Genomic DNA, 13,980 nt, shown 5'->3' with positions numbered 1-13,980 from the left:
CTTGTAAACAGGCCTGATAGAATGATGGTAACATATTGAAATTTTGGGTGGTTGTCTCAACCACTCTATTTCTTTTGGGTTCATTTGGCTAGAGTCTTTATCTTGATTACCTTTGAACCCCTTTGTCACCCCTTGAGCATTCTAGCATATATTTCGTAAATGTTCTAATATTTAACAGTAAAGCCGTCGTAGAACGACGGGGTTTCAGACCCAAATTTTCGATGATGGGGAGTTTAACTTAACGAGGCATTAGATACCCTAGCTGATCCATCTGCCAACCTAACTTAGTTGGCTGCTGATAAACCTTTTTTAAAGTGTTAATATCCCGGCTAGAAATCGGGGCAATATCTCTAGTTTGAGCGAAATACATCACATCCGTCTCCAGGGGACTATGACCCCAAATTCCCAAAGCGTGACCTAATTCGTGCCGCGCTGCCGCTAAGGCCGACCGATCGGCTAAATTAGGACTAATCTGGATACTCATCCGATGAGTTAAGCGATTTTCCTTGACAAAAATCTCGTATTGTGTTACGGCAGAACGCACCCGAGGCAGTTCTAACTTGCCGGTTTCGGCATTAAAACGAACTCCCGACGGCGGTAACTCTCGTTTAATGAGGATATCGGCCAATTCTGCCCGATTTACCAACTCGATCGGCAAATACTGCCCCCATTCAGCGATCGCCTGTTGTACTAAACTCAGCCAAGAACTGCGATCGCTATGAACGTAAATCTTCACGGGAAATTGCGACCAAATCAACGCCCCCACGGGGCTGATTTCCACAGCATCAAAATAATCCCCGGACTGGTTTTGCTCTTGCCATTGGGCTAAATTAGCGGGTAAAGGATGGGTTTTTAACTCTGGTAGCGATCGACTGTCGGCGATCAAAGAATAGGAAAACAGCAAAAGACTCGCCAAGGCTGCGAGTCCTAGAAAAGAGAACCGACCTCTTAGCATTTAGCGATTTAACCAGCCGGCGCTCAGTACAATAGTTAGGGTGATAAATACCGTCCCCAAGGCCCAAGTCACCTGATTTAAGGTTTTTTCCGCCGTTTTTGCGCTGGTAAAAATCTGTGATTGACCGCCAATACCGCCAATACCATCCCCTTTGGGACTGTGTAATAACACCAAAATCGCCAGAAAGGCCGCCGCCAGCGCCCAAATAATCTGTACTACCAGCACCACTGTCATGATTATTACTCTCTATTTTCCATTACAAAGTATAGCAGTTATGATCAGTTATCAGTTATCAGTTATCAGTTATCAGAGGTAAGTGTTAAATTTTTATGGCTCTCTCGGAAATTGGCTGAAAAATGTTCATTATCTTACATTCAAAGATGCCCTACGCCCTTTCTTCGATAAGATTTGCTGATCACCATGACTGTTAGAGAGCGGTTTTTATTGGTCATTTTTCTGCTAATTAGGGCTTGCTGAATAATGGTGAAATATAGACGAGGTAAGGGTTTTAGGGTCTTGTTTCGCGAAACAGGTGCAAGATTTTGAGAGAATCGTGCTTCCAAACCTTGCGTTTTCATCGGCCCGCGTCCTGTAGGGGCGAAGCATTCGGGCAATAACCTATCGGTGAAACCGGAGATTTTCTATCCGAATGCTTCGCCCGTACTTTTTGCCGCAAACCCTAATTAGCCAATTTTTTAATTATTTCCACTGATGACTGATTACTGATTACTGATCACTGTTAAAGCGAGATGCGGACGGGAGTGCGACTGGCTTTAATTTCCACTTCGGCCGGTTTAATCAGCGATCGCCCAGTCATTTCTACTGGGACGGGAATAGAGAGAATTTCCAGGATAGTGGGGGCAATATCGGCTAAACGACCATCATCCCGCAGCTGCACATCGCCACCGTGGCCGGGGATTTTTCTTTGTTCCCCTTCAATTAAAATTAAAGGAACGGGATTAGTCGTGTGGGCCGTCCAAGGATTACCCGACTCATCCACCATCGTTTCCGCGTTACCGTGGTCGGCAGTGATTAACACTGTTCCCCCCAATTTATTGATGCTACTTAACAACTTAGCCAAGCATAGATCCACCGTTTCCACTGCTTTCATGGCCGCGTCTAAAATGCCCGTATGACCCACCATATCGGGGTTAGCGTAATTGACCACCACGAGACTATAGATCCCCTGTTCGATCGCCGCAGAGACCGCTGCTGTCACCGCGGCTGCCGACATGGCCGGCGCTTGGTCATAGGTGGCGACTTTTGGACTAGGAATTAATTCGCGCACTTCTCCCTCAAAGGGTTTTTCTAACCCCCCATTAAAAAAGTAGGTGACGTGGGGATATTTTTCGGTTTCCGCACAACGAAACTGTTTTAATCCCTGTTGAGCGATCACCTGTCCTAAAATATTATTTAAATTCTGGGGAGCAAAGGCCACATCTACCGGTAATTTCGGATCGTATTGGGTGAAAGTGACAAAACTGAGCGGAGAAATTAAATCTCGATCGAAATCTTCAAAATCGGGCATAGTCAGGGCATAACATAACTGTCTAGCTCGATCGGGACGGAAATTATAGAATATCACCCCATCGCCCGCTTCGATCGCCCCCGGGGCAATTCTGGTGGGGGGAATAAATTCATCGGTAATATTTTGATCATAAAATGCCTGTAATACTTCAGTAATCGATCGCCCGTCGATACCTTGATCACTGGTCATCACGTTATAGGCTTTTTCCACCCGATCCCAACGGCGATCCCGATCCATGGCATAATAACGGCCACTGAGAGTCACCAGGCGACCGAGACTGATTTTATTAATATGTTCTTGAATCCGTTTAATAGCTGGCATTCCGTCGGTGACATTAGTATCGCGACCATCGGTGATGACATGAATGCAGACATCGCTAATCCCTTGCACTTTCGCTAAGTCTAATAATCCCAGTAAGTGATCGAGATGGGAATGGACTCCCCCCTCAGAACATAAACCAATTAGGTGTAATTTGCTTTTTTTGGGGCGAATCTCCCCGCAGAGTTTTAATAAAGCCTGATTTTGTTGAATCGAACCATCTTCGATCGCATCGGAAATTCGTACTAATTCTTGTGGTACAACCCGCCCCGCTCCGATATTCAGGTGGCCAACTTCCGAGTTGCCCATCTGTCCTTCTGGTAGTCCCACATCCTTAGCGGAGGTGCGGATTAAGGTGTGGGGATACACTTCCCAGAGACTATCCATAATCGGGGTTTTCGCCATTGCGATCGCATTATCCGACCTTTGCGGGCGATAACCCCAACCATCAAGGATAACCAGCACGACTGGGGATATAGGTGCGTGGGTCATGATATACAGTCCTAAATCAAGAGTGGATTTCCATGCACTAAGATAATATCATCGAAACTTCCATTGATCACCGGTGTCGGGGCGATCGACCCCCTAATGTCAGCAAATGATGGGTATGTCTCAAAAAAACGAAACAACTGCTTTAATAATCGCTCTTTTAGCCACTGCGGGCATTTTAGGTGGGGGTTACTTCTGGCTGCAAAGTCAATGTGCCGCCGGTAAAGAATTCTTTCTCTGTGGCAGCAGTAAAAGTCCGCAAAAACCGCCGGTATCGGAAAGTGCCTCCTCTCCCTTACCCCCTCCCCCCTCACCCCAGGGAGTGGTCAGTTTTGCCCCACCGACTTCTATCCCCAGTGGCACGACAATTCGCATTAACGGCTCTACCAGTATGGTACAGATTAATCAAGCCTTAAAAGCCGCTTTAACGGCCAAATTTCAGGGGGTAGAAGTCTTGACAAATGCTCAAGGATCTGATAGGGGATTAGAGGAAGTGGCCCGGGGGGCGATCGATATTGCGGCGGTGTCACGACCTTTAACCGAGTCGGAACGCTCTCAGGGATTGGCTTCTAGTCCGATCGTTCGAGATGCGATCGCTATTGTGGTGGGAGTAAAAAACCCCTTTGCGGGGGGGTTAACCACTGCCCAAGTTAAAGATATTTTTACCGGAAAAATCACCTCTTGGTCGGAGGTGGGCGGTTCTGCTGCTACTATTCAAGTGATTAATCGTCCTCCTATTAGTGGCACTTATCAAAGTTTTCGTCAGGAAGTGCTGCAAGGGGGAGAATTTGGTAGGGGAACTAATTTTAAAATGATGGAGAGGGATGCCACTACCCCAATTTTGCGAGTTTTGGGACTGAATGGCATTAGTTACGCAACCTATAGCCAAATTGCCGACCAAAAAACCGTCAGGGCGCTCGCTGTGGACGGAATTTCAGCCAGTGAACCTAATTATCCCTGGCAGCGTACCCTTTACTACGTTTACAAAGAACCTGCTAGTGAAGCGGTCAAAGCTTTTATGGGTTTTGTGGCTTCTAGTGGTGGTCAAGAAGCGATTTTTCGGGCCAATGAAGACCTACAAAAGTAGTCGAGGGAAACTAACTCAGAAGACAAAACAGGATAGACTTTTCTCTAGTCCGATCGATTTTGAGGGCGATGAAGGATTTATTGGCAATTTTTAGCAAGGAATTAAGCTCCTGGTTTCGGCGCTGTTGGTTAGCGGTACTATTAACCGGCAGGGTTTTTTACTTCCTATTCACACGCCAACCCGATTGGCGCGTCACCCAAGAACAAATGGTGGCAGCCGGGCCCGCCTCGCTGATTATCGCCATGATCACGGCCGCGGTGATCGGGATGATCTTTACTATCCAAGTGGCCCGGGAGTTCCAAGCTTTGGGCGCTGGCAGTATGGTGGGGGGAATTTTGGCCCTGGCTCTCGGTCGGGAACTCTGTCCGATTATGATGGCGATCGTGGTAGCCGGTCGGGTAGGATCGGCTTTTGCGGCGGAAATCGGTACCATGAAGGTGACAGAGCAGATCGACGCACTCTATATGCTCAAAACCGATCCCGTGGAATATCTGGTGCTGCCCCGTTTAATTGCCTGTTGTCTGATGGTTCCCGCTTTGAGTATTATGGCGTTACTGATCGGTTTAGGTAGCGGTTTGCTGGTCGGCCAAAGTTTATACGGAATTGCTAATTCAGTTTTTCTCGACTCGGTTCGCGGTTTCCTGCGCGTGGGAGATGTGCTGAGTGGACCGGTTAAAGGGGTGGTTTTTGGGGCTTTAATTGCGATTATCGGCTGTAATTGGGGTTTAACGACCGATGGCGGTGCTAAAGGAGTCGGCCAAGCTACGACCGCAGCCGTAGTCACTATGCTCTTAGCGATTTTTGTATCTAATCTGCTGATGACTTGGATCTTGTTCCAAGGATCTGGCAATAGTTCGGTTTTATTTGGACAGTAAATTAGTTAAAAACGCTCATTTTCTAGCCATTGTTCTAAGTCCTCTACTGATTGAAAATCTAATAAAGCTTCTCCTAAGTTTTCTAAATTTTCTAGAGAAAGACTTTGGATATTGGCGGATAATTCGGAAGAAATGCCACCTATACGCCGATTTAATAGACGTAGAAGCAAATTGACGGCTCCTTCTTGTCTTCCTTCCTCTTTGATTTCTTGATAGATGACAGATTCTTTCATAATGTCTTTCCTCAACAATTGTTGAATATTGATTATCCCTAGGTTGAGATTAAATTATCTCTAATATCCATCGGGGAAATATTTGGCAAGACAATCGGAACAAATTCCTGCTTTGCTAAAATTATCTCCATAGTCTTGTAGGTTAGCTGATGCTTGACCACAGTAGGAACAAATTTGAAATATCGTTGCTATAGTTCTCTGTTCTTCCACATCGTCAAAATCAGAAAAACACTCATTGCTGAGAATTTCGCCGATATTGACATCGCAAAGGAATGATTCTTTAATTATGTCTAAAACTATCGACTGTTGTTCTTCAAAACTTAGGGACTGAAACGCCTTATTTTTCAAATACAATCGACCTAACATTGCATTGACGGCATAACTAGCTTGATGATCTGACATAATGATAAGTAGTCGTGCAAAATTAATTTCCTAGTGAAGATAGGCAAAAGGCAAAAGGCAGGAGGCAAGAGGTGGTTAGATATGTGTAATTAATTTTGCTTAGGTACTTAATAGAGGGAATTAATAGAAGAAAAATAACCGCAGTAAATTAGTTAAAAACGCTCATTTTCTAGCCATTGTTCTAAATCCTCTACTGACTGGAAATCTAATAAAGCTTCTCCTAAGTTTTCTAAATTTTCTAGAGAAAGACTTGGGATGTTGGCGGATAATTCGGCAGAAATGCCCCCTATACGCCGATTTAATAGACGTAAAACCAGGTTAGCCTCTCCTTCTTGTCTTCCTTCCCCTTTGATTTCCTGATAGATGACAGATTCTTTCATAATATCCTTCCTCAACAATTGTTGAATGATGTCTTTGTTTAATACTAATCCGGCGAGAATTGCGGTGGAGGCAGCCAGATTGCTTTGTTCTCGACTGTCGCTGATTTGTTCGATTTTTTGGGCGATTTGCCGCAGTAAATTCTCTTGCTCCTCAGCTTGACCTAGTATAGCAAAGGGCAATAGTCCAGGTGCTTGCAATAAGGGTTGATAGGGTTGTTCCCATAGTCTAATCACCTCAAATTGATGATAAGTTTTTCCCTGTTGATAGTCATTCTGTCTGACTAGGGGTAAGGTACTTTTCCTTAGATAAATCACTACCTGATAGATAGGTTGGCCTTGATAGCGTCGATAGAGTCTTGTGGCATAATCGAGCATTCTATAGGGAATATCCTCTTTAGGGTCGGTTTGGAACTCAATATGTAAGATTAATTCTTCTGACTCCAAAAAGATTAAACCATCGGCTCTTATCGGCTCTAACGACAACTCTGAGGGTTTAATTTCGGTTAAATCCAAAGGTTTACCTGATAACCAAGTGGCTAAATCTCTCGAATATTCCAGGGCGATAAATTTACAAGTGGAATCATACATCAGTCTTGACTATATTTTACTCAAAAATAGAGATAAATAGACTAAAGCCGGGTAAGACATCCTCTCCGCTTAAATTAGCCGGTAGTTCTATAATTTCTACGGGTTGCTGAGGACGATAAATTTCCACTTGTTGTTGTTGAGGATTAACTAGCCAACCTAATCGCAAACCACTGTGGAGATATTCCTGCATTTTAGCCTGAATTTCTGGGAGGGAATCGCTACGGGAGCGCAGTTCAATGACGAAATCGGGACAAATAGGCGGAAATTTCTCCTGTTCTTCTCGACTCAGAGCTTGCCAACGAGTTAAACTCACCCAAGCGGCATCGGGAGCGCGATCTCCCCCCTTCGGTAAACGAAAAATCGTCGCCGAACTAAAGACTTTACCCAATCGGGTTTGACGATTCCAGATACCTAAGTCAATGATAAAATCGGCCTCTCGGTTGCCGCTAATTCCCCCAACAGGTGGCATGACAATTAATTCTCCTTGAACGTTTCTTTCCAGTTGCCAATCTGGGTTAACTTGACAGAGACGGTAAAACTGCTCATCGCTGAGATTGACTGTATCTAAGTTTAAAATCACTGCTGCCATAGCTATATTTCGCCCTAGAAAACACTCTAGTCTTAATTATAGTCAATTAGATTCCCCGCCAGATTGCGATCGCACCGTCCTGATCTCCAGTGACTAACCAACGACCATCCCGACTGGCAACCATTCTTAAGATGACGTTTCCCTTGAGGGTATTCAAGCGCTGACGGGTATTAACATCCCAAAATTTGACAGTTCCATCCCCGGAAGTGCTGGCCAAAACTGTACCCCCATCGAGCAAGGCCATATCGGTAACAGCGTCGTTATGGGCGAGAATAGTCGTGGTGCCGATGCCGCTTTTCACTTGCCAACTGCGGATCGAACCGTCTTGACTAGCAGTACCGGCGATATTACCATCCTTGGAAAAAAGCACCCGATAAACGGGGAATAAATTACCCGCATAGGCGCGAATAAAGCGACCGGTACTCACTTTCCACAGTTTAACGAAGCCATCGTAATCGGCGCTAACAATTCCTTCACCATCGGGACTAAATGCGATCGCCTGAATCGGATGATGATGGCCGCGCAGGGTTTTTAACAGTTTACCCGTCTGAAAATCCCAGAGTTTGACTGTACGATCCCAGCTACCCGTAGCCAAAATTTTGCCATCGGGAGAAATAGCGGCATCGGTAACGAGAAAAGCATGGCCAGGATAGGTCATTTCTAATTTTCCCGTGCGCGTATTCCAGCGTTGCACTTTTCCCCCCGCATCGGCAGTTACGAAAGTCTCACCATCGGGACTAAATTGGATAGCGTTAACGGTATCACCTAGTTGCCAAGTCCTGAGAGGTTTTTGGGTTTTTAAATCCCATTCCCTAACAGTACCGTCAAAACTACCACTCAGCAGCAGGGAGTTATCGGGACTAATGGCTAAAGCATAGATGGGATCCTGATCGGCTTTTAAAATAGTAACCCGTTCGACCATCTGCCAAGGAACGATTTCTGCTAGGGGAGACGCTTGCGGAGTGGTGGTTTTCTCTTTTTCCCGATTCACTGCACAACCCCCCGATAGCAACAGCAGCAACAATAACGATAACGTCGGTTGATAAAGGGTTATTTTCATAGAATTTTGCCGTTGTCAAAATCAACTTAAACTACTTTAAACTTGAACGGGTAAAATTTGCATAGAATAACGACAAGGAGGAACAAGATAAATGACAAATTCTTGATTGGTTGTGTTGGCTTGTTCCAGAACATTCTGTAAATTTTCACCGTGAGCAATCACCCCTTTTTCATTATAGTCAATGTATTGATTTTTATATAAATCAAGCACGTTGTCACGATTTTTGTTTAACCAACGTAATATTTCTTGGGCTTTTTCTTTAGAGATTGAGTTGGTCATAATCTTTCTAGGGAGAGACGTTTTTGATCAGAATGAAAGCAGTGCTAATCAGTTTATTTTTGTCAATTATAGCTTCTATTTGCTCCGATTGATAACGACCTGCTTCGACTTCTAAAGAAGCGGCATCCAAAGCATTAAGATAAGCATCGTTTAAAGTGTCTGTTAATTCCTGATCACTTAAATAATATCCTGCCGCTTTTCGGCGTTTATTTTGGCGTTGAATTTCTCTAACACTATTGCGAATGGAGACATCCCAAGAACGAGTGGTTCGGTTTTCTGCCTGTTGTTTAATTAAATGCAGTAATAAGATAACAGCATAACTACGAATGGTGCTAATAATCCCATTTTTGCTCATATCTTCAAGTTCTTCTACAATCGCCAGTGAACCTTTAATATCACCTTTTAAGAGCAAAGCTTTTAATTCTAAAAGTTCTTCCATAATCGAATTTCTTCCCTCAATACCCCTTAATTATATCTTGCCACAAGTCTCTCTATCTAAAAGCTCATCCCTCACTAACGCTCTTCTGGGAGTCTGGCAAAAGTCTTACAGTCTCTAAACTCTAGCTCTCTTATGGGGTAAGCCTTCAAGCTATCGCTAACTAACAGAAACCCGAAATTTGAGTTTTTATTAGAAAAAAAGTTAGCGATCACTTGTCAACCAAGGCTTTCAGAATCTGGATTCGGTCAGGGATTTCCGAAAGTCCCAGAAGCTCCCTAAGTAGTCGGACATAAATAAACAACACTATGTTAAGGAATGTAAAATAGGCGGTTTTTGCTGTTGCATACAGCTTTCTACCCTATTTACAAAACTTTATACAGCAGCGAAAACTTATGTTCGACTACTTAGGGTTTGCTGAAAAAGTGTATTGGTGGGGTTAGGAGTCTGGGGAGTCAGGCTTCGGCCGTGAGCTTTTGCGTTCGACAAAAGCTCACCCCGATGTCCGAACGGAGCCGGTCGTTTCACGCTTTGTTGCCCTTGTTTTTTGTACCAAGCTATGTACTACAAGAAGGATAATGCAAGGTTTTTGAAAGTCCCAATCCTATTTTCGCAGCATGAACATCGGATTTTAACAGGTCAAAAGCCTTATTTTAAAAGGGTTTTACCATTATTCAGCAAGCCCTACTTAACTGTTATTTAAGGCCATCGTAACCGTTCGGGGGGGTGATTCGGTAGTATTGATGGAGGCTTAATCCTTTGCTTTGCTGTGCATTGTAGTCATGGATAAAATACCAAAGGGCTCCCCAACGTGATTCTCCATTTTTTTAGAGAAAGATAGACTCTCTCTCACCAGCCGAGAAATCCTTGGTCGAAAGGTATTATTTAATCTTTCAATAGGATTAGTTTGACCAGTTTCCAAAGTTTTTTGGCTGATTGGCGACTCCTATCTTCTATATCAATTGCCAGTCAAATATACAGTTTTATCGTCTTAGAAAAAACCAAAGACCACCCTTCGGCTTCGGGATGGGTCAACGTCGAGCGAAGTGGCCTCTGAGCTACGCCGAAGAGTTAACCCTGAGCTACGTCGAAGGGTCGAGACGTTGACATAATTTTGTAACCATGACCAACTTACCCCTGTTACTCTAGTAATTCCTCGTCAAGAAATTCGTTTGAGCAAGAGTTGATCGATTAATTGTTTGGTATCGGGAGAGATAGTTTTATTAGTGGGATTGAGCACAAACGGTTGACCACATTCTTGACATTGACGTTTGGGTTTCCCATTATGAATAGAACCATTCTTGATAGTATGGTGAGAACCACAACGCCGGACAAGTAAATAGAGGCGAAGGGGGGATTTTGTTCTGTGCTAGGCTGATATTTAAGTAAGCTGGACACGATCCACAAAAAGATATTTATCAGAAAAGTCATGATCAAGCTAGAGGTTTAAGGACTGATTTGAGCCAATTATTTTTATTAATAAATATTTGACACACTTCATACCGGATAAGCAAGAGGGCTACACCACTACTACCAAATTATTACCATATTTTTTAACTTTTTTCTTACCTCATTGAGCATTTATGCTTATGGCAGAGGTGAGATGCTCCCCCATCTTTCTTTAGGAAAAAGTTAATCATTTTTTCATCTTTTTTAATCTTTTCCCCTGCTACGCTTTAGGTATCCTTACAAAGATGAACTTGTTAATCATGACTCAAAAATTAGCAAAACTAACTAATCTTGGGGGTTTAGCTAAGCATGGCTTATTAAAACTCTCAATTGCTTCCTCTGTCTTTGCGGTGGGTGCTTTGATAGTCACCCCTGTACAAGCAGTAAATTTGATCACAAATGGCAGTTTTGAAAACGGTGTGCCCATCCCACCTGGTAACCTTACAACTACCCCAATTGGTGGTTTTCTAAGTTTATCTGGTGGTGACACGACATCAATTACAGGCTGGACGGTTGGCGGCAACTCATTTCCCGCAGTTGATTATATAAGTACATTGTGGGACGCTGCTGATGGTGTTAGAAGTATTGATCTGAATGGATCGGGTCCTGGTTCAGTATCACAAGTTATCACCACAGTAATCGGTGAGACCTATCAAGTTACTTTTGATCTAGCTGGTAATTACACCGACCTCAGTGTTAATCCTAAGGTGCTGCGGGTTAGCACAGATCCAGGAACTTTTGCTGATTTTGACTTTGACGCATCAGGAAAAAGCGCTAATAATATGGGATGGGTGCAAAAATCCTGGAGTTTTGTCGCTACCAGCACAAGCACAACAATTCAGTTTGCCGGTATAAATTTAACTGGTGCAGGTCCTGCGTTGGATAATGTCTCGGTGATGCTTTCTTCTACTCCTCCTACTCCTACTTCTATTCCCGAACCTTCATCAATTCTAGGATTATTGAGTTTAGGAGTATTAGGAATTGGTTCTGCTTTAAAACGTCAGTCTTAATCTCTTTTGATCTTTTTAACCCATCCAAAGTAGGTGGGTTAAATTAAATATATTGTAGGGGCGAATTGCCTTCGCCCTTTTTTGATAACTTCTGCTGCTCACCTATATGTGAGAGAAAGTCACAAATAGGAGATGCACCCGTCCGTCTATCTATTCAACCGACAAAAAACGGTGAAGCAAAAGCTGATCAAGTTAAACAATTTTTAAAAATACATGAGGAAGAAAATGAAGTCAAAAACCGATGATTTTAACGGTTTTAGCATTAATATCTTCCGAGATGAGGAGGGAGATTGGATAGCATACTTAGTAGAAATTCCTAGCGTTTCCGCTTTTTCTGATCGCCCCCAAACAGCACTCAATCAATTAATTTTAGCTTGGGAAGGCGTTAAAGAAAGTTATCGTAAATATGGTGAAGAAATTCCTCATTTAGCTATGATAAAAAATTAGGCAAACTGTTGTGTATTTAAACTGGGTCTTGAAAAATTTAGTACAAATGCTCAGACTTTTTTTTCCCAACCCCCAACCCCAAATTCTGCTACTCAGATTCAGGTTTTTTAGCGTCTTTTTCTGGGGTATTAGGGGCGGGATTTGGGGCTATTGTCGCAATTTGGGCGGCCATTCTTGTCATTGCTTGACCTTGGGCGAATTCCTGCTGTAGTTGTTCGCTAGAAGAAACCAAACGACTTAAACCCTGAATTAAACGGATAATTTCCTGTCGCAGTTGCGGATTACCGGTAATTTCATCCACATCCGAGGTGATTTTCTGAAGATTGGCAAAAGCGGCACGAGAGGAGTCGAGGAGTTGCTGTAGGGTGACAACAGTGGCAGGATCGGAGAGATAAGCGGTAAAGTTGCCTAAATTTTCGCTTAATTTAACAGCATTTGCCGAAATAGTGTTTAAATTCTCGATAATTTGGCTTTTCTGCACTTCCGTCAGGATGGGATCCAAAGCAGCGAGAGTAGTTTGTAGGCGATCGCTGGTAGTTTTGATACTATCGAGAGTGGCAATTAAACGATTTTGATTGGCTGCCAAAAAAACCCGCAGTTCTTCGGTAGTTTGGCCCACCAAAAGCAGGGTTTTTCGGGCCTCTACTAGAGTAGCGTCTAAATTTCTCAGGCCGCCACTTCCCTGTAAACTTCTCAGTAAAGTAGTCGCTTCCTGACTCAATCCCCCGACACCAGAAAGATCACTAGAAAGGCGATCGAGAGAACCGGATACTTGGGGTAAGGATTCTAGAGATCTCATCCCCGAATTAAGTTTACCTAGAGTACCGCTGCGACGTACCTCACTTAAAGCGGTGGTTGCCTCACCACTAAAGCGATCGAGTCCCCCCAAGGCATTGGCAGCGCGTTGGGTAAAAGAACGAAATCCGGCCACCATATCGGGATCACTAACTAGATTAGAAATTCTCAGTAAAGATCTGATCAAGGTATTGACATTTAGCGCCGATTGCCCTTGTAAACGGGAACCGTTACAGATAATCACCTCCCCATTGCAGTTAGGACTCAAAGGGGGTTCTTTAACACCACCGACGGGTAAAGCTTGCAGGGGAGTAATATCGATCGTGGTTTCACCCACTAAACCGGATTGAATGGCTTCGATGAGGGAATTACTGGGAATTAGGCGATCTGCTGGCGAAATCTCCACTTCTACGGCGACTCCCTCCGGTTCTGGGGTAATTGCCGTCACTTGCCCGATTCTCACTCCCCGATAACCGACGCGGGTTCCCACCATCATGCCACCCACATTAGGAAAAAGGAAGCTGGCTCGATAACTGCGCCCCCCGAAGCTAAAATTACTTAACCAGGCGATAAACCAGATTAATATTCCCCCCGATGTCAGTAACATTAAACCGATACCACTTTGCCGCAGAGTTGGGGAAATCCCTCGTTGTGAACCGCCAGCTTCCATAAATAATTACTCCTCATCTCTAAAAAGTATCTTACAGGAGAAATCGTGGGATTTCAGTGATCAGCTTCTGAAGGCAAGAGTCAAGGAGTCAGTATTCAGGAGTCGGGAGTGAGGATTCAGTATTCAGGAGTCGGGATTCAGGAGTCAGGAGTCAGGATTCAGGATTCAGGATTCAGGATTCAGGAGATTATTTTTATTTATTCTCCCCACTTCCCCCCGCAACGCGCACGCAGTGACCACCCCACCCCCCACACCCCCCCCCCCCCCCCCCCCCCCCCCCAACCCCCCCCCCCCCCGCGCCCCCCACCCCCCCCCCCACACACAACACACCAAACACACCCCCGCCCAGCCACCCCCCAAAATACGGCGCCACCCCCCCCCCCACCCCCC

Annotated in this window: 14 protein-coding genes and 2 pseudogenes; 4 read left to right on the top strand and 12 right to left on the bottom strand. The window is 44.4% G+C overall.

Going from position 1 to position 13,980, the window contains the following annotated elements; genetic code table 11:
• Positions 1–238 precede the first annotated feature (238 nt).
• The 3 genes from O9334_RS04250 to gpmI all read right to left on the bottom strand — a co-directional run bounded on the left by O9334_RS04250 (position 239) and on the right by gpmI (position 3,293).
• Positions 239–955: a peptidase gene (locus tag O9334_RS04250; protein ID WP_287999544.1), complete on the bottom strand. Its 717-nt coding sequence runs from the start codon at positions 953–955 to the stop codon at positions 239–241.
• Entirely contained in the window at positions 956–1,189 is a 234-nt protein-coding gene (secG, locus tag O9334_RS04245) for a preprotein translocase subunit SecG (protein ID WP_002736485.1), read from the bottom strand. It lies immediately after the preceding gene.
• Between the two features lie 505 nt (positions 1,190–1,694).
• Entirely contained in the window at positions 1,695–3,293 is a 1,599-nt protein-coding gene (gene gpmI, locus O9334_RS04240; protein ID WP_287999543.1) for a 2,3-bisphosphoglycerate-independent phosphoglycerate mutase, read from the bottom strand.
• A 106-nt stretch (positions 3,294–3,399) separates the two neighbouring features.
• Between gpmI and O9334_RS04235 the strand changes: the two genes are divergently transcribed.
• Together O9334_RS04235 and O9334_RS04230 are read left to right on the top strand one after the other, a co-directional pair.
• On the top strand, positions 3,400–4,377 hold the full coding sequence (locus tag O9334_RS04235; RefSeq protein WP_080754359.1) for a phosphate ABC transporter substrate-binding protein: 978 nt from the start codon (positions 3,400–3,402) through the stop codon (positions 4,375–4,377).
• A gap of 68 nt (positions 4,378–4,445) precedes the next feature.
• Entirely contained in the window at positions 4,446–5,252 is an 807-nt protein-coding gene (locus tag O9334_RS04230; protein WP_287999541.1) for an MlaE family lipid ABC transporter permease subunit, read from the top strand.
• A 5-nt stretch (positions 5,253–5,257) separates the two neighbouring features.
• On the opposite strand, the pseudogene O9334_RS04225 reads toward O9334_RS04230, so the two are convergent.
• From O9334_RS04225 to O9334_RS04185, 8 genes and pseudogenes are all read right to left on the bottom strand, one after another.
• Positions 5,258–5,512: pseudogene (locus O9334_RS04225) on the bottom strand (DUF4351 domain-containing protein); the annotation flags it as partial.
• A 33-nt stretch (positions 5,513–5,545) separates the two neighbouring features.
• The gene (locus O9334_RS04220; protein WP_045362468.1) at positions 5,546–5,887 is read right to left on the bottom strand and encodes a hypothetical protein; all 342 of its coding nucleotides are present in this window, start codon (positions 5,885–5,887) and stop codon (positions 5,546–5,548) included.
• A gap of 152 nt (positions 5,888–6,039) precedes the next feature.
• The gene (locus O9334_RS04215) at positions 6,040–6,855 is read right to left on the bottom strand and encodes a DUF4351 domain-containing protein (RefSeq protein WP_287999538.1); all 816 of its coding nucleotides are present in this window, start codon (positions 6,853–6,855) and stop codon (positions 6,040–6,042) included.
• Positions 6,856–6,871: 16 nt separating this feature from the next.
• Positions 6,872–7,444 (bottom strand): Uma2 family endonuclease, encoded by a 573-nt coding sequence (locus O9334_RS04210; RefSeq protein ID WP_287999536.1) that lies wholly within the window; start codon positions 7,442–7,444, stop codon positions 6,872–6,874.
• A gap of 46 nt (positions 7,445–7,490) precedes the next feature.
• Positions 7,491–8,504, bottom strand: a complete 1,014-nt coding sequence (locus O9334_RS04205; RefSeq protein WP_287999534.1) for a WD40 repeat domain-containing protein — start codon at positions 8,502–8,504, stop codon at positions 7,491–7,493.
• Between the two features lie 36 nt (positions 8,505–8,540).
• The gene (locus tag O9334_RS04200; protein WP_190381378.1) at positions 8,541–8,783 is read right to left on the bottom strand and encodes a DUF5678 domain-containing protein; all 243 of its coding nucleotides are present in this window, start codon (positions 8,781–8,783) and stop codon (positions 8,541–8,543) included.
• Positions 8,784–8,790: 7 nt separating this feature from the next.
• The gene (locus O9334_RS04195) at positions 8,791–9,222 is read right to left on the bottom strand and encodes a DUF29 family protein (protein WP_045362481.1); all 432 of its coding nucleotides are present in this window, start codon (positions 9,220–9,222) and stop codon (positions 8,791–8,793) included.
• Positions 9,223–10,367: 1,145 nt separating this feature from the next.
• A pseudogene (locus tag O9334_RS04185) lies at positions 10,368–10,650 on the bottom strand (IS1/IS1595 family N-terminal zinc-binding domain-containing protein); the annotation flags it as partial.
• 278 nt (positions 10,651–10,928) lie between these two features.
• On the opposite strand from O9334_RS04185, the gene O9334_RS04180 reads away from it, so the two are divergent.
• Entirely contained in the window at positions 10,929–11,678 is a 750-nt protein-coding gene (locus O9334_RS04180; protein ID WP_287999533.1) for a choice-of-anchor C family PEP-CTERM protein, read from the top strand.
• A 225-nt stretch (positions 11,679–11,903) separates the two neighbouring features.
• Positions 11,904–12,125 carry a type II toxin-antitoxin system HicB family antitoxin gene (locus O9334_RS04175; protein WP_045362483.1) on the top strand — a complete coding sequence of 74 codons (222 nt, stop codon included), beginning with the start codon at positions 11,904–11,906 and terminating at the stop codon, positions 12,123–12,125.
• A gap of 88 nt (positions 12,126–12,213) precedes the next feature.
• Here the strand turns inward: O9334_RS04175 and O9334_RS04170 are convergent, their stop codons facing one another.
• Positions 12,214–13,590: an MlaD family protein gene (locus O9334_RS04170; RefSeq protein ID WP_287999531.1), complete on the bottom strand. Its 1,377-nt coding sequence runs from the start codon at positions 13,588–13,590 to the stop codon at positions 12,214–12,216.
• Between the last annotated feature and the right edge of the window lie 390 nt (positions 13,591–13,980).

Source organism: Microcystis sp. LE19-8.1F (assembly GCF_027531715.1).
Lineage (GTDB): Bacteria > Cyanobacteriota > Cyanobacteriia > Cyanobacteriales > Microcystaceae > Microcystis > Microcystis wesenbergii_A.
Note: the sequence above shows the minus strand (reverse complement) of the source record. Positions and strands in the feature narration are given on the sequence as shown.